Consider the following 21,962-nt stretch of genomic DNA (forward strand, 5'->3'; position numbering starts at 1 on the left):
CTCGCGCTTGCCGCGCCCGTTCCGTGTATCCGGTGCGTTCGTCCCGTGCGGTGGGTCAGTCCTTCTCGTCCGGCAGGATCACGTGCATCGCCCATGCCACGACCGAGATGATCACGCCGCCGACCAGTGCGCTCCAGAAGCCGTCCACGTGGAAGGCCAGGCCGAGCCTGCCCGCGAGCCACGATGTCAGCAGCAGCATCAGCGCGTTGATCACCAGCGTGATGAGGCCGAGGGTCAGGATGAAGAGCGGGAACGACAGCAGCTTCACGACCGGCTTGACGATGAAGTTCACCACGCCGAAGACGAGCGCGACGAGAATCAGCGTGAGCACCTTGCGCACGGTGTTCTCACCGGACAGCGTGATGCCCTTGAGCAGCCAGATGGCGACCGCCAGGGCCGCCGCGTTGGCGATCGTCTTGACTACGAAATTCTTCATGGTGAGATCGTTGCAGACGGGATCGGCTGCCGAGGTCCTGCGCGGCAACGCACAGCGAAGCGACAGCGAGGGACGGTAACGAGGTGGGCGAGAGATGAAGGCGTTCCGGCTGGACGAGCTGGAGGCGGAGCGGGCCGCCAACGAGGGTGCCTATTTGCAGTTCCTGCGCGAGCGGAACATGTCCGTCGGTCTCTACGCGCTCGACGCGGGGGACACCGACCCCCAGACGCCGCACGCGCAGGACGAGGTCTACATGGTCATGAGCGGCCGCGCGGCGATCACGGTGGGCGACGGGACGACCGAGGTGGCGCGGGGGAGCGTGGTGTACGTACCGGCCGGAGTGCCGCACCGCTTCCACCACATCAGCGAGGACCTGAGGGTCCTGGTGGTCTTCTCTCCGCCTGAGAGCTGACCCGGAACCCCGGGATCCCGTAGGGGGTCGCTCAGGGACGGACGGGGGCTGCGGGGCCCCCGCGGACCCACCGGGCCGTCCTAGCATCGAGAGCGAGGCCGGAGCGGTTCCGTTCCGGCCGGCCGAAGAGCCTCACGAAGAGCTCCACGAAGAAGAGCTCCCCGAAGCGGAAAGCAGGGACGGACGACATGGGTGAGAAGGGGATTTTCGCAGGACTCCCGTGGTGGGTTAAGTGGATCGCCGTGCCGGTCCTCGTCCTGATGGTGTTCGGCAGCCTGATCATGACCGCGCTCGGTTTCGTGATCGCGCTGCTCTTCAAGGCGCTGCTGCTGGTGGCGCTCGTCGGCGGTCTGATCTTCGTCGTCAGGAAGTTCACGTCGTCCTCGTCGTCCAAGGGCGACTGGTAGGCGGATCCAATCGATGTGCGGGAGACAGCAGTACGTCACCCGCACCGGCCCTCGGCACCGCCTTCCGACTGTCGCCCGCGGTCGGTGTTGACGGCTGTGGCGATTTCTGTGCCGTGAAACGCCCGGAACGACTCCGCCCCGTAGTCGAGTCGCTACGCTCCAGAGTCATAGAGCTCGTAAGCTCACTCTCGATCTCTATCGGTATCTGAAATATCACTCCCCGTGATCCATGGATGCCGTCGAATGACGGAGTCTTTGGACATAAGGGAGCCAATCCCGGCCAAAACGACGAATCGGGGCATTGGGCGATGCGTGAAACGGTTCAGGCAGAAGTGATCATGACCTTCCTCGTCTCCGAGGAGTTGTCCTTCCGGATTCCGGTGGGGCTGGTCTACGACAGCAGTGACCCTTATGCGGTGAAATTCACCTTTCACCTGCCCGGGGACGCCCCGGTGACCTGGGCGTTCGCGCGCGAGCTGCTGCTCGACGGACTCAGCCAGCCGTCCGGCGAGGGCGATGTGCACATCGCCCCCGCCTCCGCCGAACACCTCTCGGATGTCTTCATCCGGCTGCAAGTGGGCTGCGAAGGGGCCCTGTTCCGAGCCGGGGCGGCGCCTCTGGTGGCCTTCCTCGACCGGACCGACCGCATCGCACCCCTCGGCGAGGAGCGCACGGTCGCGGACTTCGAGTACGACCTCGCGGCCGCACTCGACAACATCCTCGCCGGCAACCCCGAGGGGCAGAACGCTGGTTAGCGGCCCGGAATGGCTCCATCGTCCTTCTGGACCGTCACCCGCTCCGAGCGCGGGGCCGCGCCCTGCGGCGCGGACACAGGTCCCCGGCCCGCCGGGCTCCCGCTGCCGCCCCGGGCCGTAGCGCCGTCGGCGCCACCGGCACCGGTGCCGCCGAGGCCGTTCGCCCCCGGGCCCTCCGCCGTGCCCATGCCGGCGAGCAGCTGCCGCGCCAGGCCCAGGCCCGTGCCGCCCATCGTCAGGGCCTTCGCGAACAGCTCGGACATGCCGTCCGCCCCGTTCAGCAGCACCATATGATCGACGTTCCCGAAGGCCTCCGCCCCGGCGCGCACGATCTCCGGCCAGTTTTCGGCCAGTTGCTGGGCGACCACCGCCTCCTGGTTCTCCGCCAGGGCAGCCGCCCTGGCCTTGATCGACTCGGCCTCGGCGAGGCCCTGTGCACGCGCCGCCTCGGCCGCCGCCAGACCCTTGGCCTGCGCGGCCGCGGCCTCGGCCTCACCGGTCGCCCGCGTCGCCTCGGCCGCCGCGGTACCGCGCGCCTTGGTGGCCTCGGCCTCCGCGCCCGCCGCCGCCTTCACCCGGGTCGCCTCGGCGGCCGCCGCCAGCTCCGTCTCCCGGGCCTTCGCCTGCGCCGCGGAGATCCGCGCGTCGCGCTCCGCCTCGGCCAGCGTCCGCTTCTCGTACGCCGCCGCGTCCGCCGGCTTGCGGACGTCCGCCTGGAGCTGCTGCTCCTTGCGCTGCGCCGCGAGCTCGGCGACCCGGGTCTCCTGGACCACGACCTCCTGCTGCGCCGCGGCGTCCGCCAGCGGGCCCGCCTGCCGCGCCTTGGCCGCCGCGCTGTCCCGCTCGGCCTGATAGCCGGCCTGGAGGATCTCGCTGTCGCGGGTCGCCTCCGACATCCGGGCCGCGGCCTGCTGCTCCGCCTCCGTGGCCAGCCGGTCCGCCTCGGCCTGGGCGATCCGCGCGTCCCGCTGGACCGCGGCCGCGTGCGGCGCGGAGAGGTTCTTGATGTAGCCCGTGGGGTCCTGGATCTCGTGGATCTGCAGGGAGTCGATGATCAGACCCAGCTTCTCCATCTCGGAGCCCGAGGCGGAGCGGGTCTCGCCGGTCAGCCGCTCCCGGTCGCGGATCATGTCCTCGACCGTCAACCCGCCGACGATCGAGCGGAGGTGACCCGCGAAGACGTTGTGCACCCGGTCGCCCATGTGCTTCTGCTGGTCCAGGAAGCGGCGGGCCGCGTTCGCGATCGACACGAAGTCGTCGCCCACCTTGAATATCACCACGCCGTGCACCTTGAGCGGGATGCCCTGCTTGGTGACGCAATCCACGTTCAGATCGGCCTCGTTGAGATCGAGCGACAGCTTCCGCACCACCTGCACCCCGGGCAGCACGAGCGTCCCGCGACCGGTGACGATCCGGAAGCCCATGCCCTCCTCCAGGCCCTCGGTGCGGTGCTTGGAACCGGAGATGACCAGCGCCTCATTGGGCTCCGCCACCCGCCACATCAGCTTGAACAGCCCGATCATGATGCCGACGCCGACGACGACAACCCCCGCCACGATGCCGATGAGCATCGCTCAGCCCCCCTTTTGCGGCCCCTGGGTACGGAGCCCTGTGATCGAAAGTGTGCTCCCGCGCAGGCCGGTGGTGAAGAGCCCCGCGCTTCTTGGCGCTTTCTTGACACCGTGCGTCCGGTGAACCCCCGCTCACCCCATGCGGATCAGCCGTAGGCGGCCGCCACATAGACCGTGCGCGGCGGCTGATACTCCACGACCACCACCACCGTCCCCCGCTCCAGGCGCTCGCCCGCCTCCACCGCGTACGCCAGGAAGGCCTCGGCACCGCCCCTGACCCGCACGATCACCTCGCCGACCAGACCCGGGCCGACCGTCCCCGTCACCCTGCCTTGTTCCCCGACCACTTGCCGCCCCCCGCGATCACTTCGCCCGACGGCGCTTCCCGCCTCGCGACGCCCCTCGCACCCTCGGGCCCGACTTCGCCCTCGCCTTCGTATTGTGCCGGTCGGCACTGACAACGAGCGCCGCCAGCGCGGTCGTCACCGGCACCGAGGCCACCAACCCGATGCTGCCGACCAGCGTCCGCACGATCTCCTCCGCGACGATCTCGCTCGTCGCGACCCGCTCGATCCCGCTGTCCGCGATCGAGAACAGCAGCATCAGCGGCAGCGACGCGCCCGCGTACGCCATCACCAGCGTATTGACCACCGACGCGATGTGGTCCCGCCCGATGCGCATCCCCGCCCCGTAGAGCTTGCGCCAACTCGCCTCCGGGTTCGCCTCCTTCAGCTCCCACACCGCCGACGTCTGCGTCACCGTGACGTCGTCGAGCACGCCGAGGGAGCCGATGATGATCCCGGCGAGCAGCAGGCCGCGGATCTCGATCCCGGGGTAGAGGCCGTGCACCAGACCGGTCTGGTCGTCGGTGTCGCCCGTCAGGTGGGCCCACTGCGTGAACAGCGCGCCGAGCAGGCCGATGAGCATCAGGGACGTGAGCGTGCCGACGACGGCCACGGATGTGCGGGCGTTGAGGCCGTGGCACATGTAGAGCGCGATCAGCATGATCGCGCTGCCGCCGATCACGGCCACCAGCAACGGGTCCGAGCCGTGCAGGATCGCGGGGAGGATGAACAGCGTCAGCACCCCGAAGCTGATCACCAGGGCGACCAGCGCGAAGACCCCGCGCAGCCGCCCGACCACCACGACGGCCAGCGCGAACAGCCCGGCGAGCAGCGCCATGGGCAGCGTCCGGTCCACGTCGCTGACCGCGTACTGCAGATTCTTCGGCGCCTTCGGCGCGTACGCCAGGACGACCTCCTGGCCCACCGAGTAGTGGCGCGAGGCGTTCGGCTGCACCAGCTCGGTGAAGGTGCGGCCCTTGTCCGGGCCCGAGGTCACCTCGATCTCCGACTTCTCGCAGGGCCCCTGCGCCGGCGCCGCGCCGCCCGGCTGCGCGGACTGCGCCTGCGGCTGGGCGCCCGCCTTGGCGCAGTCCATCTCCTCGATCTTCACCACCCGCCCCGACCGCGTCTGCTGGTCGAGGCCGAGCCCGGAGTGCTTGTGGGGAGGCGCTCCGCCCGGCCACATCACGATCAGCCCGGCGAGCACGGCGACGGCGAAGGGGATGAGCACGGCCGCGATCACCTTGCGCAGGTGCGCGGAGACGGGCGTGGGCGGCCCGTGGCTGTGGGAGTGGCCGTGCGAGTGGCCGTGGGCCATGGAGGCGCCGTGGCCGGGGTGCGGGACGTCGGGGCGGGTCTGCTGTTCCGTGGGGGTCACGCCCCGCATCATCGCAACCCCCTCTGGTCCTCCGTACGGGGGAAGCGCTAGCGTGGTGGCACCTTTGCAATCGCGGGAGCTCGGAGCACCGGGCTGAGAGGGCGCTGACCTCCGTACGGCTGGCACGTACGGACATCGCTGCGTCGACCGCCGAACCTGTTACCGGGTAATGCCGGCGTAGGGAGTTCTGGTCTCATGACCTCGCAGGATGATGCACGCACGTCCGAAACCGGTCCGATCGGCTGGCACAAGGACTACGTGACCGGCTCGCGGCCGGACCTCAGGGTTCCGGTGCGGCGGGTGCATCTCACCAACGGGCAGGACGTACGGCTGTACGACACCTCCGGCCCGTACACCGACCCGGCCGCCGAGACGGACGTCCGCCGTGGCCTCCAGCCGCTGCGGGAGAACTGGATCATCGGCCGCGGCGACACCGAGGAGTACGCGGGGCGACCGATGCGCCCCGAGGACGACGGCCTCAAGCACACCTCTCCGCGCGGGGGGCTGAAGAACCTCGACGCGGTCTTCCCCGGCCGTCCGCGCCAGCCCCGCCGGGGCCGGTCCGGCGCCGCGGTGACCCAGCTCGCGTACGCCCGCCGCGGTGAGATCACCGAGGAGATGGAGTACGTCGCGCTCCGGGAGAACGTCTCCCCCGAGACCGTCCGCGAGGAGATCGCGGCGGGCCGGGCCGTGCTCCCGGCCAATGTGAACCACCCGGAGATCGAGCCGATGATCATCGGCAAGAAGTTCCTGGTGAAGGTGAACGCCAACATCGGCAACTCGGCCGTCACCTCCTCGATCGAGGAGGAGGTCGAGAAGATGACCTGGGCGACCCGCTGGGGCGCCGACACGGTCATGGACCTCTCGACCGGCCGCAACATCCACACCACCCGCGAGTGGGTGCTGCGCAACTCCCCCGTGCCGATCGGCACCGTGCCGCTCTACCAGGCCCTGGAGAAGGTCGACGGCAGGGCCGAGGAACTCACCTGGGAGATCTACAAGGACACGGTCGTCGAGCAGGCCGAGCAGGGCGTGGACTACATGACCGTCCACGCGGGCGTGCTGCTGCGCTACGTCCCGCTGACGGCCCGCCGCAAGACCGGCATCGTCTCGCGCGGCGGCTCGATCATGGCCGCCTGGTGCCTGGCGCACCACAAGGAGTCGTTCCTCTACGAGAACTTCGAGGAGCTCTGCGAGATCCTCGCCTCGTACGACGTGACGTACTCCCTCGGTGACGGGCTGCGCCCCGGCTCGATCGCGGACGCCAACGACGAGGCGCAGTTCGCCGAGTTGAGGACGCTGGGCGAGCTCAACTCGATCGCCAAGCGCCACAACGTCCAGACGATGATCGAGGGCCCGGGCCATGTCCCGATGCACAAGATCAAGGAGAACATCGACCTCCAGCAGGAGATCTGCGAGGAGGCGCCGTTCTACACGCTCGGCCCGCTGACGACCGACGTCGCGCCCGCGTACGACCACATCACGTCGGGCATCGGCGCGGCGATGATCGCCTGGTGGGGCACGGCGATGCTCTGCTACGTCACGCCCAAGGAGCACCTGGGCCTGCCGGACCGCGACGACGTCAAGACCGGTGTGATCACGTACAAGATCGCGGCCCACGCGGCGGACCTCGCCAAGGGGCACCCGGGCGCGCAGGAGTGGGACGACGCGCTGTCCGACGCGCGCTTCGAGTTCCGCTGGGAGGACCAGTTCAACCTGGCGCTCGACCCGGACACGGCACGGGCCTTCCACGACGAGACGCTGCCCGCGGAGCCGGCGAAGACGGCGCACTTCTGCTCGATGTGCGGGCCCAAGTTCTGCAGCATGAAGATCTCGCAGGACATCCGCCGCCAGCACGGCGGGGACCTCGCCGTCGACCCCGAGGCGGGGATGGCGGAGAAGTCCAAGGAGTTCGCGGCGGCGGGCAACCGCGTCTATCTGCCGATCGCGGACTAGCGGCCCGGCAACGCGGTCCGAGAGGCCCCGGCCGGTGTCGGGGCCTCGTCCGCGGGCCGGCCCGGGGAACCGGGCGCGAAGGCGCGCACGGCGGCCCGCGGCTCACTCCGGCCGGTGATCCGGGCCGCCGTAGTCGGGGCTGGTGAAGTCGGGGCTGGTGTAGCGCGGGCGGACGTGCGGCGAGGACTCGCTGTCGGGGCTGGAGAAGCCGGGGCGGGAGTACCCCAGATGCGGGGTGCGGCTGTGGCTCTCCTGCTGCCTCGGGACGTACGAGGAAGGCGTGTTGACCGGGGCGTTGGCCAGCGCCTCGCGCAGGAAGGGCAGTATGCCGCGGTGGAGCAGCGCCTGCCGCCAGGCCTCCCCGGCCCGGTCCGCCTCCTCGCTCAGGCCCATTCCCCGCGCGTCGCTGCCCTCGCCGACGCCGTTGCGCAGGGCGGTCACCACCATGCCGATCATGGCGACGAGCGCGCCCGCGGCGGTGAGCCCGGCGAACCACCAGCCGATGGTGATCATCGAGTCGGCGACGGACGGGTCGGTGCCGACCGTGCGCAGCACATAGCCGACGAAGAGGAAGATCAGCGCGGCTATCCCGGCGAGAACGGGGGCCAGCACGGCGAGGACCGCGCCCGCGCCCGCGCCGGAGGACTCCACGATCTCGCCGTCCGGGCCGGCGAATCCATCGGGGGCGTTTTCGTCACCGTGCGCGCCCCCGGCGCTCACGGTCTGGGGGTGCACGCTCGTGGAGAGCGCGCGCACGGCGTCGCGCGCCTTTACGTAGGTCTGGTATTCGGTCGTCGCGCATGCCGAGATGGCGGACATGGCGTTGAGCGCCATGGTGCGCAGCTGTTCTGCGTTGAGCCGCTGTCCTATCGCGGCGGCCAGTTCCGGGTCATGGTCCGCGGTACGCAACGCCTGGTCGAGAACCCGCTCGAATTCCGGGCGGTCCTCGGCCAGCAGGTGCGGAGCGCTGTTCATGTGCATCCCCCGATGCTCCGTAGGGCCTTCTTGCCGGCTTACACCGGGCAGTGGGCGGAAACGGAGGAGAGCCTGCTACGGATAAGCCGATGGTAGAGCGGTACCGGCGCGCGGTGACAGTGTGTTTCGTGAATTGCCCCGCGCCGGTGGAACTCCCTACCTGCCCGGGCACTTACCCGCTGAACCCTCACCCACCCAGAGGAAGTTGCACCACCAGCAGTTTTCCGGCCATCGTGACCCCTCCGTCCATCGCGAGCGCGAGCCCGTCCGCGTACAGATGAGGGCCGTCGACGGCGGGCGCGCCGCCGTCCTCGCCGTCCTCGTCCTCCGCGCCGACCTCGCCCAGCAGATACGGAATCGGGCTGTGGCCGTGCACGAGGCGGCGGCCGCCGTAGGTGTCCAGCAGCTCGCGCACGGCCACCGGGCCGCCTTCGTCGCGGAAGGCGAACCGCTTGGTGAACTTGCGGAACAGGTCCCAGCACTCGTCGGGGTCGTTGCGCTGGAGCGCCTCGGTGACGGAGTCGTTGACGGCCTCGATGGAGTCGCCGTACTCGAGGTAGGCGGTGGTGTCGGAGTGCACGAGCAGGTGCCCGTCCTCCTCGGCCATCGCGTCGAGCCGCGACATCCACTGGAGGTGGTGGTCCTCCAGGCGCTCCATGTCGGTGCGCTGGCCGCCGTTGAGCAGCCACGCGGCCTGGAAGGAGGCGGTGCCCGCACCGGAGTTGACCGGCGTGTCGGCGAACCGCTTGGCGCCGATGATCAACAGCTCGTGGTTGCCCATGAGGGCCTTGCAGTAGCCGCCGGCGGCCGCGGCCTCGGCGGACAGCCGCATCACGAGGTCGATCACGCCGACGCCGTCCGGGCCGCGGTCGGTGAAGTCGCCGAGGAACCACAGGCGCGCGTTGCCCGCGCACCAGCTGCCGTTCGCGTCGATGAGCCCCTGGGCCTCCAGCGCGGCGTGCAGCTGGTCGAGATAGCCGTGGACGTCGCCCACGACGAAGAGCGGCCCGAGGCCGGGCCGCGGGGCCGCGTGGTGCTCGGTGATGGGTGTCAGCGCGACGGTCGGCACGTCGTCGGGGACGGCCTGGCCGATGACGGGCAGGTCGCGCTCGGTGGGGGTGTAGCCCTCCGGGGCGGCCGGCGGCGGCTGCACGGGCGGGGCCGCCCGGTCGTACGGGGGCGCGGGGGCATGCGGAGGGGGCGCGGCATACCCGGGGAAGGGCGGCATCGCCGCCGTGGTCCGTGCCGCGGGTCCCTGACCGGCCCCCTGAGTCATCGACCCCTCCACCATCGCGCCGCCGTGCACCTTGTGGACCTTGCCTGGTCGACGGCGGTCCGTGGTGTCGTGCGCCCATCATAGGAATGACCGTCGCGCCTTGTGACGCACCAGGGGCCGTCAATCGGGGCGGGAGGGTGCGCGCGCCGGTCATTTCTCCCCAATTGAGTCATTCGCCCACGGGTCTCCGCGCCCCTCGCGCCCTCCTCGCGGCTTCGGCGAAGGTGTGGCGGCCCGGAAACGGCGCGTTGACCCCGAGGCCCTCCGCGGGCCCGTCCGGCCCGGGGTCAGCCCGGGGCGGGGCCGCGCGGCGGGCTGACCGTGGTGCGCGGCCTGCGGCGCTGCGAGGAGGTCCGGACGATCAGCTCCGTCGGTATCACCTGCTCGACCGGCTGCCCGCTGTCGAGCCCTTCGATGGCGTCGATGAGGAGCTGGACGACCGCCGTGCCGATGCGCCGGGGCTTGAGGGACAGGGTGGTGACGGGCGGCTCCGTGGCCGCGTAGACCGTGGACTCGCTGCAGCAGACGAGCAGGAGGTCGTCGGGGACGCGCAGGCCGTAGCGGCGGGCGGCGGCGAGCAGGTCCGTGCCGTTGGGGTCGAACAGGCCGTAGACGGCGTCCGGCCGGTCGGGGCGGGCGAGCAGCCGGTCGGCGGCCACGGCACCGGCGCAGGGGTCGTGGGCGGGGTACTTCTCGTAGACCGGGTCCTGGCCCACCCGCTCGCACCAGTGCAGGTAGGCGTGGGTGGAGAGGCGGGTGTACGTGTCGGTGGTGGTGCCCGTCAGCAGGCCGATCCGGCGGGCGCCGGCCGCCGCGAGGTGGTCGAGGATGCCGAGGACGGCGGCCTCGTGGTCGTTGTCGACCCACGCGGTGACCGGGAGCGAGCCCGCGGGGCGGCCGTCGGAGACCACCGGGATGCCCTGCCGGACCAGGTCGGAGACGACCGGGTCGTGGTCGGAGGGGTCGACGACGACGGTGCCGTCGAGCGCGACGTTGGACCACACGTCGTGGCGCGAGGTGGCGGGCAGGATGACCAGGGCGTAGCCGCGGGCCAGCGCCGCCGAGGTGGCGGCCCTGGCCATCTCGGCGAAGTACGCGAACTCGGTGAAGGTGAAAGGTTCATCCCCGTATGTGGTCACGGTCAGGCCGATGAGCCCCGACTTGCCCGTGCGGAGGGTGCGGGCCGCGGCGGACGGGCGATAGCCCAGCCGGTCGGCGACCTCGCGGACATGGCGGCGGGTCGCGTCCGGTAGCCGGCCCTTGCCGTTGAGCGCGTCGGAGACGGTCGTGATCGAGACCCCGGCGGCGGCGGCCACGTCCCGGATGCCCGCCCGTCCCAGCCGGCGTCCGGTGGGCCGGCTCACCTGATGCTTCCCTGGTGCTGTCATGGCGAGCCGATAGTAGGGCTCGGGTCGTCCGTTGGCAGGGCGCCATATTTGGCTGTTGACAGGCACGTTTCTGCAAGCGCAATTACATCCAATGACCATGGAAATGCAGAGAGTTGTGGGGGAAGACGGTGAACCATTGGCCTCTGGCATATCCGGCTCCGGGGAAAGCCCCAGGTCTCGAAGAGGTCTCAACTCACCTTCATGGGTGATGCGCGCCACGGCGCCCGCCACCGGCGCATGGAACTTCCGGTGGCGCTCCCCCTGCTCTGGACGCCGCCCCGGTGAATCCTCTTAAGGTGTGCAGTATTCATGTCCGCTATTCGTGTGCGGCCTGCCCGTGCGGGTGCGAGCGCACGGGATGTCGAGGAGGACCTGCGGTGACCGAGAAGACCCCGAGGCTGCGCCCCGCCCTGGACGGCGTGCCGACCTACAAGCCGGGCAAGCCCGCTGCCGCGGACGGCCCCGTCGCGTACAAGCTGTCCTCCAACGAGAACCCCTATCCGCCGCTGCCCGGCGTGCTGGAGAAGGCGGTCGACGCGGCGGGCACCATCAACCGCTACCCCGACATGACCTGCACGGCGCTGATGGCCGAGCTGGCGGACCGTTTCTCCGTGCCGGTGTCGCACCTGGCGACCGGCACCGGCTCGGTGGGTGTCGCCCAGCAGCTGGTGCAGGCCACCTCGGGCCCCGGTGACGAGGTGATCTACGCCTGGCGGTCGTTCGAGGCGTACCCGATCATCACCCAGGTCTCCGGTGCCACCCCGGTGCAGGTCCCGCTGACGGACGACGAGGTCCACGACCTCGACGCCATGCTGGCCGCGATCACCGAGCGGACCCGGCTGATCTTCGTCTGCAACCCCAACAACCCCACGGGCACCGTGGTGCGCCGGGCCGAGCTGGAGTCCTTCCTGGACCGGGTGCCCGCCGACGTGCTGGTCGTGCTGGACGAGGCGTACATCGAGTTCGTCCGTGACGCGGACGTCCCCGACGGCCTCGACCTCTACCGGGACCGCCCCAACGTCTGCGTGCTGCGCACCTTCTCCAAGGCGTACGGGCTGGCCGGGCTCCGCGTCGGCTTCGCGGTCGCGCACGAGCCCGTCGCGGCGGCGCTGCGCAAGACCGCCGTCCCGTTCGGCGTGAGCCACATCGCGCAGGAGGCGGCGATCGCCTCGCTGCGGAGCGAGGACGCGCTGCAGGAGCGGGTGCGGGCGCTGGTGGAGGAGCGGGCCCGGGTGGTCGAGGCGCTGGCCGGGCAGGGCTGGACCGTGCCGGAGACGCAGGCCAACTTCGTCTGGCTGCGGCTGGGGGAGCGGGCGGCGGACTTCGCGGCGGCGTGCGAGAAGGCGGGCGTGGTCGTACGGCCGTTCCCGGGCGAGGGCATCCGCGCGACGATCGGCGAGACGGCGGCGAACGACCTCTTCCTGGAGGTCGCGGCGGCGTTCCGCAAGGAGCTCTAGCGGTACCTCCGGCGGCCCCTGACGGGCCGCCGGACCTGTTCGGCCGCGGACGGGCCGGGACGTGCGGGAAGGACCGCATGCCCCGGCCCGTCCGCCGTTGTGCGGCCCCGGGGCCGGCGGGACGCTTCCAGCGGGGTCCGGCATGAGCCGAAGCGGTCGTTCCGGATTTGGCCGAAGAGCATCGGTCCCGCGGCTGGGGGGACCCCCTTGATGATCGCGAAAACGTGTGGGTGATAATTGCTTGTGAATGTGAACGCGTTCACAAGCATGCCCTTTACCTCCCGCTTTCGTTGGGGCGAAAGGTGCATATCACCGGTGCATGAGTCGTCGGTGACGCAAGAGGCAAGGAGAGACCGCGTGAATCTCGCGTTGGCGCCGGAGACCCTGGCGCGCTGGCAGTTCGGCATCACCACCGTCTACCACTTTCTCTTCGTCCCGCTCACGATCAGTCTCGCGGCGATCACTGCCGGCCTTGAGACGGCTTGGGTACGTACCGGCAAGGACAAGTACTTCCACGCGACGAAGTTCTGGGGAAAGCTCTTCCTGATCAACATCGCGATGGGGGTGGTCACCGGCATCGTGCAGGAGTTCCAGTTCGGCATGAACTGGTCTGATTACTCACGCTTCGTCGGTGATGTCTTCGGGGCGCCGCTCGCGATGGAGGCGCTGCTTGCCTTCTTCTTCGAGTCCACCTTCATCGGTCTGTGGATCTTCGGCTGGGACAAGCTGCCCAAGAAGATCCACTGCGCGTGCATCTGGATCGTCGCCGTCGGCACGGTGCTCTCCTCGTACTTCATCCTGGCGGCCAACTCCTGGATGCAGCACCCGATCGGCTACGCCATAGACAAGGCGACGGGGAAGGCCAGGCTCACCGACATCTGGGCCGTCCTGACCCAGGACACCACCCTTGTCGTCGTCTTCCACACGCTCACCGCGGCGTTCCTCACCGGTGGCGCCTTCGTGGTCGGCATCGCCTCCTTCCACCTGTGGCGCGCCAAGCGCAAGCAGTTGCGGGGCGAGGAGCTCGGCGAGAAGCAGCGGACGCAGGTCGGCGCCATGCGGGCCTCGCTGCGCGTCGGCCTGGTGGTCGCGGTCATCGCCGGTCTGGGCACGGCACTCAGCGGTGACAGCCTCGGCAAGGTGATGTTCGAGCAGCAGCCGATGAAGATGGCCGCCGCCGAGGCCCTGTGGGAGACCCAGGCGCCCGCGCCCTTCTCGGTCTTCGCGGTCGGCGACGTCACCAAGGGCCACAACAGCGTGGAGATAGAGGTTCCGGGCATCCTCTCCTTCCTCGCCCACAGCAACTTCTCCGAGGCCGTCCCCGGAATCAACGACGTGGCGGCGCGGGAGGCCGCGGCGTACGGCGGCAAGCCGGAGGACTACATCCCCAGCATCTTCATGACCTTCTGGGGCTTCCGGCTGATGATCGGCTTCGGGATGACCTCCTTCGTCGCCGCGCTCATCGGACTGTGGACCACCCGCAAGAAGTTCTGGCTCGCACCCGAGTTCCGCACGGGCGACAACGAGGTGCCGCGCCTGATGCTCACGCGCACCCGGGAGATGAGCCCCTTCTTCACCGCCTGGTCCTGGCGCATCGGCCTGCTCACCATGGGCTTCCCGCTCATCGCCAACTCCTTCGGCTGGATCTTCACCGAGATGGGCCGCCAGCCGTGGGCCGTCTACGGCCTGATGAAGACCGGCAGCGCGGTCTCCCCCGGCGTCGGCCAGGCCGAAGTCCTCACCTCCATGGGCGTCTTCACCCTGCTGTACGGAGTGCTGGCGGTGGTCGAGGTCAAGCTGCTCGTGAAGTACGCCAAGGCCGGGCCCGACACGGACGAGAAGCCGCCCACGCGGGACCCGAGGCTGCGCCTGCCGTCGGGGGGAGCCGGGGCGGAGACCCCGGCGGACGCCGACAAGCCGATGACCTTCGCGTACTGACGCGGCGGCGGAACGGAGACAACGAACCATGCACCTCCACGACTTCTGGTTCCTGCTGATCGCCGTCCTGTGGACCGGCTACTTCTTCCTCGAAGGGTTCGACTTCGGCATCGGCGTCCTGACCAAGGGCCTGGCCAAGGACCGCACCGAGCGCCGGGTGCTGATCAACACGATCGGCCCCGTCTGGGACGGCAACGAGGTCTGGCTGATCACTGCGGCGGGCGCCACCTTCGCCGCCTTCCCCGACTGGTACGCCACCCTGTTCAGCGGCTTCTACCTGCCGTTCCTGGCCATCCTGGTCTGCCTGATCGTGCGCGGCGTCGCCTTCGAGTACCGCCACAAGCGCACCGGTGAGCGCTGGCAGCGCAACTGGGAACACGCGATCTTCTGGTGCTCGCTGCTGCCCGCCTTCCTGTGGGGCCTCACCTTCGCCAACCTCGTGCGCGGGGTGCCGATCGGGTCGGACAAGAACTTCAGCGGATCCGTCACCGACCTGCTGAACCCGTACGCCCTCCTGGGCGGCCTCCTCACCCTCGTGCTCTTCACCTTCCACGGCGCCGTCTTCGCCGCCCTCAAGACGGAGGGCCCGATCCGGCACCGGGCCAGGTCCTACGCCACCGTGCTCGGCATGACCGCGGGCGTCCTCGCCGTGGCCTTCCTCGGCTGGACCCAGGCCGAGTCGGGCAACGGGCGCAGCCTGGCCGCCCTGATCGTCGCCCTCGTCGCCCTGGGCGCGGCGCTGGTGATGAACCACGCGGGGCGCGAGGGCTGGGCGTTCGCCCTCTCCGGGGTGACCGTCGCGGCGGCCTTCGCGCTGGTCTTCCTCGCGCTCTTCCCCGACGTCATGCCCTCCTCGGCCAACCCGGCCTGGAGCCTGACCGTGGCCGACGCCGCCTCCAGCCCGTACACACTGAAGATCATGACGTGGGTCGCGGTCCCCATGACGCCCCTCATCATGGGCTACCAGGCGTGGACCTACTGGGTCTTCCGCAAGCGGATCGGCACCCAGCACATCCCGGCACCCGCCACCCACTAGGACGGATCGCGCATGAAGCCCGTCGACCCCCGACTGCTCAGGTACGCCTCCGCGACCCGCTTCTTCCTGGTCGCCTCCGTCGTCCTCGGGCTGGCGGGGGCCGGCCTGGTCATCGCCCAGGCGATGCTGATCGCCGAGGTGGTGACCGGCGCCTTCCGGCACGGCCGGACCACCGGTGACCTGGCCGCGCCGCTGGCGCTGCTGGCCGCCGTGGCCGCGGGCCGGGCGGCCGTCGGCTGGCTCACCGAACTGACCGCGCACCGCGCGAGCGCGGCCGTGAAGTCCGAGCTGCGCACGCGGCTGCTGACGCGGGCCACCGCCCTCGGGCCGGACCGGCTCGACGTGGGGCGGACCGGGGAGCTGGCCACCCTCGCCACGCGGGGAATCGACGCGCTGGACGACTACTTCGCCCGCTACCTGCCCCAGCTCGGCCTCGCGGTCGTCGTGCCGGTGGCCGTGCTCGCCCGTATCGTCACCGCGGACTGGCTCTCCGCGCTCGTCATCGTCCTCACGCTGCCGCTCATCCCCCTCTTCATGATCCTCATCGGCTGGGCCACCCAGTCCCGGATGGACAGGCAGTGGCGGCTGCTCTCCCGGCTGTCCGGCCACTTCCTCGACGTCGTCGCCGGGCTGCCCACCCTCAAGGTCTTCGGGCGGGCCAAGGCGCAGGCCGAGTCGATCCGCGCGATCACCTCCGACTACCGGCGGGCCACGCTGCGGACGCTGCGCATCGCCTTCCTCTCCTCCTTCGCGCTGGAGCTGCTGGCCACGCTGTCGGTGGCACTGGTCGCGGTGGGCATCGGCATGCGGCTCGTCCACGGTGAACTCGACCTGGAGACGGGTCTGATGGTGCTGGTCCTGGCGCCCGAGGCGTATCTCCCGCTGCGCCAGGTCGGCGCGCAGTACCACGCGGCGGCGGAGGGCCTGGCCGCCGCCGACCAGGTCTTCGCGGTGCTGGAGACCGAGCCCGCACCGGCCGGCACCCTGCCCGCCCCCGACGCCCGGACCGCGACCCTGACGGTCGACCGGCTGGTGGTGCGGCACGCGGGGCGGGCCGAACCCTCCCTGCCCGAGACGTCGTTCGAGGTGCGGCCCGGGGAGACGGTCGCGCTCGTGGGCCCGAGCGGCGCCGGGAAGTCCACCCTGCTGGACGTCCTGCTCGGCTTCGCCCGCCCGGCGGCCGGGCGGGTGCTCGTAGGCGGTACGGACCTGTCATCGCTCTCCCCCGAAAGCTGGCGGGACCAGGTGGCCTGGGTCCCGCAACGACCCCACATCTTCGCCGGGACAGTCGCCGAGAACGTACGACTGGCACGGCCGGACGCGACGGACGCGCAGGTGCGGGAAGCACTGCGCGCCGCCGGTGCGCTCGACTTCGTCTCCATGCTGCACCACGGCACTGACACCCGCCTCGGCGAGGACGGCGCCGGGCTCTCGGCCGGGCAGCGGCAACGCGTCGCGCTGGCACGGGCGTTCCTCGCCGACCGGCCCGTCCTGCTCCTCGACGAGCCCACCGCGAACCTGGACGGCGAGACCGAGGCGGCCGTGGTCGAGGCCGTGCGGCGGCTGGCCGAGGGCCGGACCGTCCTGCTGGTCGTGCACCGCCCGGCGCTGCTCGCGGTCGCGGACCGGGTGATCCGGCTCGGCGCCCGGCCCGTGGAGCGGCAGGCGGTGCCGGCGGTTCCGGCCGCCCGTCCGGAGCGGCAGGGCGCGGCGGCGGACGACGCCGGTGCGCACGACGCCCCGGCCGAGCCCGCGCCGGTACGCGGTGCGGGGGCGCTGGCCCGGGTGCGGGCCGCGGGGAAGCCGCTGCGGTCGCGGTTCGCCCTCTCGCTGCTGCTGGGCGCCCTGGCCCTCGGCAGCGCCGTCGGCCTGATGGGCGTCTCCGGCTGGCTCATCTCCCGCGCGTCCCAACAGCCGCCCGTGCTCTATCTGATGGTGGCCGTCACCGCGACCCGCGCGTTCGGGATCGGACGCGCCGTCTTCCGCTACGCCGAGCGCCTCGTCTCCCACGACGCCGCGCTGCGCACCCTCGCGGGCCTGCGGGTCGCGGTCTACCGCCGCCTGGAGCGCCTGGCGCCCGCCGGGCTCCGGGACACCCGCAGGGGCGACCTGCTCTCCCGGCTCGTCGCGGACGTGGACGCCCTCCAGGACTACTTCCTGCGCTGGCTGCTGCCCGTGGGCTCGGCCGTCGCCGTGGGCGCCGCCTCGGTCGCCTTCACCGCGTGGCTGCTGCCGGAGGCGGGCCTGCTGCTCGCCGCCGGTCTGCTGTTCGCCGGAGTGGCCGTGCCCGCGCTCTCCGGCGCGTTCGCCCGGCGCGCGGAACGGCAGTTGGCGCCCGCCCGCGGTGTGCTGTCGACCCAGGTCGTCGACGTCCTGGCGGGCACGGCGGAACTGACGGTCGCGGGCGCCCTGCCCGCCCGGCTGGCGCGGCTGCGCGCCGCGGACGGCACGCTCACCGGAATCGCCCGCCGCGCCTCCGCCGCCACCGCGCTCGGCTCCGGCCTGACCGCCCTCGCCTGCGGCCTGACCGTGGCGGCCGCGGCCTGGGCGGGGGTGGGCGCGGTGCACGAGGGGCGCATGGCGGGCCTGTGGCTCGCGGTGGTGGTGCTGCTGCCGCTGGCCGCGTTCGAGGCGGTGACCGGACTGCCGCTCGCCGTGCAGTACCGGCAGCGCGTACGGCGGTCCGCGGAGCGGGTGTACGAGGTGCTGGACGCGCCCGTGCCCGTACGGGAGGGGACGGAGGACGCGCCCGAGTCCCCGTTCCCGCTGCGGGTGGCCGGGCTGGGCGCGCGCCATCCGGGGCAGTCCGAACCGGCCCTGGAGGGGTTCGACATGGAGCTCGTGCCGGGCCGCCGGGTGGCGGTCGTGGGCCGGTCCGGGGCGGGCAAGACGACGCTCGCGCAGGTGCTGCTGCGCTTCCTGGACGCGGAGTCCGGCACGTACACCCTCGCGGGCCGGGACACCGGCCCCATGGCGGGTGACGCGGTGCGGCGGCTGGTCGGCCTGTGCGCGCAGGACGCGCACCTCTTCGACAGCTCGGTGCGCGAGAACCTGCGGCTCGCGCGGCCCGGGGCGGACGACGCGGAACTGCGCGCCGCCCTGCGGTCCGCGCGGCTGCTGGAGTGGGTCGACGGCCTGCCGGAGGGGCTCGACACGCTGGTCGGCGAGCACGGGGCGTGGATGTCCGGCGGACAGCGGCAGCGGCTCGCACTGGCCCGTGCGCTGCTCGCCGACTTCCCCGTGATCGTGCTGGACGAGCCCGCCGAGCATCTCGATCTGGTGACGGCCGACGCGTTGACGGCAGATCTGCTGGCGGCCACCGAGGGCCGTACGACCGTGCTGATCACCCACCGGCTGTCCGGCCTCGAGGCGGTCGACGAGGTGATCGTGCTGGAGCGCGGGCGGACCGTGCAGCGGGGCGCCTACGAGGAGCTGGCGGGGGCGGACGGGCCGTTCCGGCGGATGCTGGAGCGCGAGCGCGTGGCGGACGCCTGGGGGGACTCCCGGGAGGACGGCGGGGCGGCGGTGGCCGCCGGGGCGGTCTCCGGCCGGTGACCTCCGACGCGGGTGAAACACCACTCGTGGCCGCTTTCCATGACAAATAGTGCTTATTAGTCTCGGGGTATGGCAGCCATGGCAGAACCCTCCGACCCGCGGGACCCCGCAGGCCCGGCCGGCGCACCGGCGCCGCGGGACGCGCGTGGGGCGGAGGACGCACAGCGCCCGATGGACCCGCTGGCCATCGCCACCGAGGCCACCCGCAGCCTCCAGGGGATGTCCGTCGAGCTGACCGCGCGCGTGCCGCAGCTGCTCGAAGCCATGCGCTCGGTGGGCACCGGCCTGGAACTGCACACCACGCTCGACCGGATCGCCGAGACCGCCGCCGAGCTGGCCGACGCCCGCTACGCCGCCATCGGCGTCATCGACTCCACCGGGGAAGGGCTGGCCGACTTCATCACCCACGGGGTCACCGAGGAACAGCACGCGCGCATCGGTGCCCTGCCCGACGGCCACCACGGGCTGCTGGGCGCGCTCATCCACACGCCCGCGCCGGTGATGCTCTCCGACCTGGCGTCCGACCCCCGGTCGGCCGGTTTCCCGCCGGAACACCCGCCGATGCGCAACTTCCTGGGGGTGCCCATCCAGGTGGAGGGGGAGATCTTCGGCAATCTCTACCTCACCGAGAAGCGCGACGGCGGGGAGTTCAGCCTCGCGGACCTCAACATGGTGAAGATCCTCGCGACCGAGGCGGGCATCGCGATCGGCAACGCGCGCGTGCACGACGAGGGCCGCCAGCGGATGCGCTGGATCGACGGTTCGGTGGCCGTCACCACGGCCCTGCTGTCCGCCAGTGACGCCGAGGACGCGCTGTCCGTCGTCGCCGAACAGGCGCGCAGGCTCGCGGACTCGGCGGCGGGCATCGTGCTGCTGCCGGACGACGAGGGCGGGCTGGAGATGGTGGCCGTCTCCGCCGACGACCCCACCGGGCTGCTGGGCACGGTGATGCCGCCGCACAGCCCCGTCGTGTCCCATCTGCTCGCGGGCGAACCGGTGTTCATCGACGACTCGGCCACCGACCCGCGCATGATCACGGGCGTGGCGCCCCGCTTCGGGCCGAGCATGCTGCTGCCGCTCAAGAGCGGGGACCGGGTGCTCGGCACGCTCGCGACGCCACGCGCGCGTGGAGCGCGCAGGTTCACCGAGACGGAGCGCACGCTCGCCGCCCAGTTCGCCGCGCAGGCCGCTCTCGCGCTCGTCCTGGCCGAGGCGCAGCGCGACCGGGAACGGCTCGCCGTCTACGAGGACCGCGACCGGATCGCCAGGGATCTGCACGACCTGGTGATCCAGCGGCTGTTCGCCACCGGGCTGATGCTGGAGAGCGCGCAGCGCAACGCCGTCGTGCCCGATGTGCGGACGAAGGTCGGCCAGGCCGTCGACCAGCTGGACGTGACCATCCAGGAGATCCGTACGGCCATCTTCGCGCTCCAGCAGGGCCCCGCCGAGGCGCCGGCGGGGCTGCGCACGCGGGTGCTCAGGGAGCTCGGCACGGCCGCCGTCCCGCTCGGCTTCCAGCCCTCCGCGAGCTTCGTCGGACCGGTCGACGCGAAGGTCGGCGAGCTCACCGGCAAGAACCTCGTCGCCGCGCTGCGCGAAGCGCTGTCCAACGCCTTCCGGCACGCGCGGGCGTCCCGCATGGAGGTCGTCGTCGACGCCACGGTCCGGCTGCCGGACGGCAGGGAAGCGGTACGGCTCACGGTCGCCGACGACGGGGTCGGCATCCCTGAGGGCGGGCGGCGCAGCGGGCTGCGCAACCTCGCCAAGCGGGCCGAATCGCTGGGCGGCTCCAGCTCGTACGGGCCGGGGCTTGGGGAGGACGGGTCCGGTACGCGGGTGGTGTGGGAAGCGCCCTTGTAGAAGGCGCGTCCGGGCTTCCCGCGCTCACTCTGTGGCGCTCCCGCGTCCTCCGATTGGACCTCTGCGGGCGCGCGCGGCCGCGGCGCGGGACACGATCGCGTTCATGCGACATCTGTACCGTCCGGGCCGCATATCCCGCGGACCTCGGATATCCGTCGACCGCGTGCTCTGTGTGCTGTGCGCACTCTGCGCGGTGGTCTGGCCGCCGTTCGGCTCCGGCTCTTCGGCGGCGGGCAGGACCCCCCACAGGATCACCCGTGTCACGTCCGAGGTGTTCCGGCTCGCCGAGGAGGCGGGAGACGTCAAACAGCGGTACGAGCGGGCGGAGCGCTCGGCCAGGGAGCAGAAGGCACGGGCCGAGGAGCTCGACCGGATGCTGCGGGGGCGCAAGGTGGTCACGACGGCACTGCGCGACGACGCGGGAGCCGCCGCCCGCGCGCAGTACCGCACCGGTGGCTTCACCATCGGGGACGGCGCGGAGGACGTCGAGGACCCGGTCGAACTGCTGGAGCGCCAGGAGCCCGCCGTGCGCCGCAGGGCCGCGCTGGGGCGGCTGCTGGACGAGGACGGCCGCATGGTCGGGAAGCTGGCCGCGGAGCGGCAGGCCCTGGCGGCGTCCCGGCCCGTACTGGAGAGCGACAGCGCCCGGCTGAAGGCGGCGCAGCACTCGCTCACGACGCGTCTCGCGGCCGCCCGGGACCAGCTGAACGCCATGTCCCAGACGGCCGTCGAGAGCGGCCACTGCGAGCCGCTGGACGTGGAGGACGTGCGGGGCGGCGACGTCGCCGAGCGGGCGGCGGGGGATCCGCACGAGGAGTGGACCCGGCCCGTGGTGTCGTACGAACTCTCGGCCGGTTTCGGTGGCACCGGGGCGAACTGGGCGAACGGTCACACGGGACAGGACTTCGCGGTGCCCGTCGGCACACCGGTGCGCTCGGTCGGCTCGGGGACGGTCGTGGCCGCCGGGTGCGGCGGCGCCTTCGGCATCAGCCTGGTGATCCAGCACGAAGGCGGCTGGTACTCGCAGTACGCGCACCTGTCGGCGTCGCTGGTCACACCGGGCCAGCAGGTGCACCCCGGGCAGTGGATCGGGCTGGCGGGGACGACGGGCAACTCCACCGGCCCGCACCTGCACTTCGAGGTCCGCACGACGCCCGAGTTCGGGTCGGCGGTCGACCCGGTGGAGTGGCTGAACGCGCACGGCGTGCGGGTGTAGGC

The 21,962-nt window shown here is 71.6% G+C and carries 17 protein-coding genes; 10 read left to right on the forward strand and 7 right to left on the reverse strand.

Features of this window, described 5'->3' with window-relative positions:
• Positions 1 to 55 precede the first annotated feature (55 nt).
• A complete protein-coding gene (locus ABD269_RS15320; RefSeq protein WP_116212884.1) occupies positions 56 to 436 on the reverse strand; it encodes a phage holin family protein in 381 nt (126 codons plus the stop codon).
• Positions 437 to 530: 94 nt separating this feature from the next.
• On the opposite strand from ABD269_RS15320, the gene ABD269_RS15325 reads away from it, so the two are divergent.
• From ABD269_RS15325 to ABD269_RS15335, 3 genes are all read left to right on the forward strand, one after another.
• Positions 531 to 848: a cupin domain-containing protein gene (locus tag ABD269_RS15325; protein WP_301894059.1), complete on the forward strand. Its 318-nt coding sequence runs from the start codon at positions 531 to 533 to the stop codon at positions 846 to 848.
• A 188-nt stretch (positions 849 to 1,036) separates the two neighbouring features.
• Positions 1,037 to 1,255: a DUF5326 family protein gene (locus ABD269_RS15330; RefSeq protein ID WP_116212886.1), complete on the forward strand. Its 219-nt coding sequence runs from the start codon at positions 1,037 to 1,039 to the stop codon at positions 1,253 to 1,255.
• A 308-nt stretch (positions 1,256 to 1,563) separates the two neighbouring features.
• Positions 1,564 to 2,010 (forward strand): SsgA family sporulation/cell division regulator, encoded by a 447-nt coding sequence (locus ABD269_RS15335; RefSeq protein ID WP_116212887.1) that lies wholly within the window; start codon positions 1,564 to 1,566, stop codon positions 2,008 to 2,010.
• On the opposite strand, the gene ABD269_RS15340 is transcribed toward ABD269_RS15335, so the two are convergent.
• From ABD269_RS15340 to ABD269_RS15350, 3 genes are all read right to left on the reverse strand, one after another.
• Positions 2,007 to 3,581, reverse strand: a complete 1,575-nt coding sequence (locus ABD269_RS15340) for an SPFH domain-containing protein (protein WP_301894057.1) — start codon at positions 3,579 to 3,581, stop codon at positions 2,007 to 2,009. The two genes, ABD269_RS15335 and ABD269_RS15340, sit on opposite strands and share 4 nt — an antisense overlap.
• Before the next feature lie 146 nt (positions 3,582 to 3,727).
• Positions 3,728 to 3,928: a hypothetical protein gene (locus ABD269_RS15345; RefSeq protein WP_301894056.1), complete on the reverse strand. Its 201-nt coding sequence runs from the start codon at positions 3,926 to 3,928 to the stop codon at positions 3,728 to 3,730.
• Positions 3,929 to 3,944: 16 nt separating this feature from the next.
• The gene (locus ABD269_RS15350; protein WP_425572898.1) at positions 3,945 to 5,303 is read right to left on the reverse strand and encodes a YibE/F family protein; all 1,359 of its coding nucleotides are present in this window, start codon (positions 5,301 to 5,303) and stop codon (positions 3,945 to 3,947) included.
• A gap of 195 nt (positions 5,304 to 5,498) precedes the next feature.
• Between ABD269_RS15350 and thiC the strand changes: the two genes are divergently transcribed.
• Entirely contained in the window at positions 5,499 to 7,259 is a 1,761-nt protein-coding gene (gene thiC / locus ABD269_RS15355; RefSeq protein ID WP_344118326.1) for a phosphomethylpyrimidine synthase ThiC, read from the forward strand.
• 102 nt (positions 7,260 to 7,361) lie between these two features.
• Here the strand turns inward: thiC and ABD269_RS15360 are convergent, their stop codons facing one another.
• From ABD269_RS15360 to ABD269_RS15370, 3 genes are all read right to left on the reverse strand, one after another.
• The gene (locus ABD269_RS15360) at positions 7,362 to 8,240 is read right to left on the reverse strand and encodes a hypothetical protein (RefSeq protein WP_344118327.1); all 879 of its coding nucleotides are present in this window, start codon (positions 8,238 to 8,240) and stop codon (positions 7,362 to 7,364) included.
• A 181-nt stretch (positions 8,241 to 8,421) separates the two neighbouring features.
• On the reverse strand, positions 8,422 to 9,525 hold the full coding sequence (locus ABD269_RS15365; RefSeq protein WP_301894413.1) for a metallophosphoesterase: 1,104 nt from the start codon (positions 9,523 to 9,525) through the stop codon (positions 8,422 to 8,424).
• A 272-nt stretch (positions 9,526 to 9,797) separates the two neighbouring features.
• Complete coding sequence (locus ABD269_RS15370) at positions 9,798 to 10,898, reverse strand: LacI family DNA-binding transcriptional regulator (protein ID WP_116212893.1); 1,101 nt, start codon at positions 10,896 to 10,898, stop codon at positions 9,798 to 9,800.
• A gap of 377 nt (positions 10,899 to 11,275) precedes the next feature.
• Between ABD269_RS15370 and hisC the strand changes: the two genes are divergently transcribed.
• The 6 genes from hisC to ABD269_RS15400 all read left to right on the forward strand — a co-directional run bounded on the left by hisC (position 11,276) and on the right by ABD269_RS15400 (position 21,960).
• On the forward strand, positions 11,276 to 12,355 hold the full coding sequence (gene hisC / locus ABD269_RS15375; protein ID WP_344118328.1) for a histidinol-phosphate transaminase: 1,080 nt from the start codon (positions 11,276 to 11,278) through the stop codon (positions 12,353 to 12,355).
• 357 nt (positions 12,356 to 12,712) lie between these two features.
• Complete coding sequence (locus tag ABD269_RS15380; RefSeq protein ID WP_344118329.1) at positions 12,713 to 14,293, forward strand: cytochrome ubiquinol oxidase subunit I; 1,581 nt, start codon at positions 12,713 to 12,715, stop codon at positions 14,291 to 14,293.
• A 28-nt stretch (positions 14,294 to 14,321) separates the two neighbouring features.
• Entirely contained in the window at positions 14,322 to 15,329 is a 1,008-nt protein-coding gene (gene cydB / locus ABD269_RS15385; protein WP_344118330.1) for a cytochrome d ubiquinol oxidase subunit II, read from the forward strand.
• A gap of 12 nt (positions 15,330 to 15,341) precedes the next feature.
• Positions 15,342 to 18,884 carry a thiol reductant ABC exporter subunit CydD gene (cydD, locus tag ABD269_RS15390; protein ID WP_344118331.1) on the forward strand — a complete coding sequence of 1,181 codons (3,543 nt, stop codon included), beginning with the start codon at positions 15,342 to 15,344 and terminating at the stop codon, positions 18,882 to 18,884.
• Between the two features lie 171 nt (positions 18,885 to 19,055).
• Positions 19,056 to 20,744, forward strand: a complete 1,689-nt coding sequence (locus ABD269_RS15395) for a GAF domain-containing sensor histidine kinase (protein WP_344118445.1) — start codon at positions 19,056 to 19,058, stop codon at positions 20,742 to 20,744.
• Between the two features lie 103 nt (positions 20,745 to 20,847).
• Positions 20,848 to 21,960 carry a M23 family metallopeptidase gene (locus ABD269_RS15400; RefSeq protein WP_344118332.1) on the forward strand — a complete coding sequence of 371 codons (1,113 nt, stop codon included), beginning with the start codon at positions 20,848 to 20,850 and terminating at the stop codon, positions 21,958 to 21,960.
• Positions 21,961 to 21,962 lie beyond the last annotated feature (2 nt).

This window comes from Streptomyces blastmyceticus (genome assembly GCF_039521185.1).
Taxonomy (GTDB): Bacteria; Actinomycetota; Actinomycetes; order Streptomycetales; family Streptomycetaceae; genus Streptomyces; species Streptomyces blastmyceticus.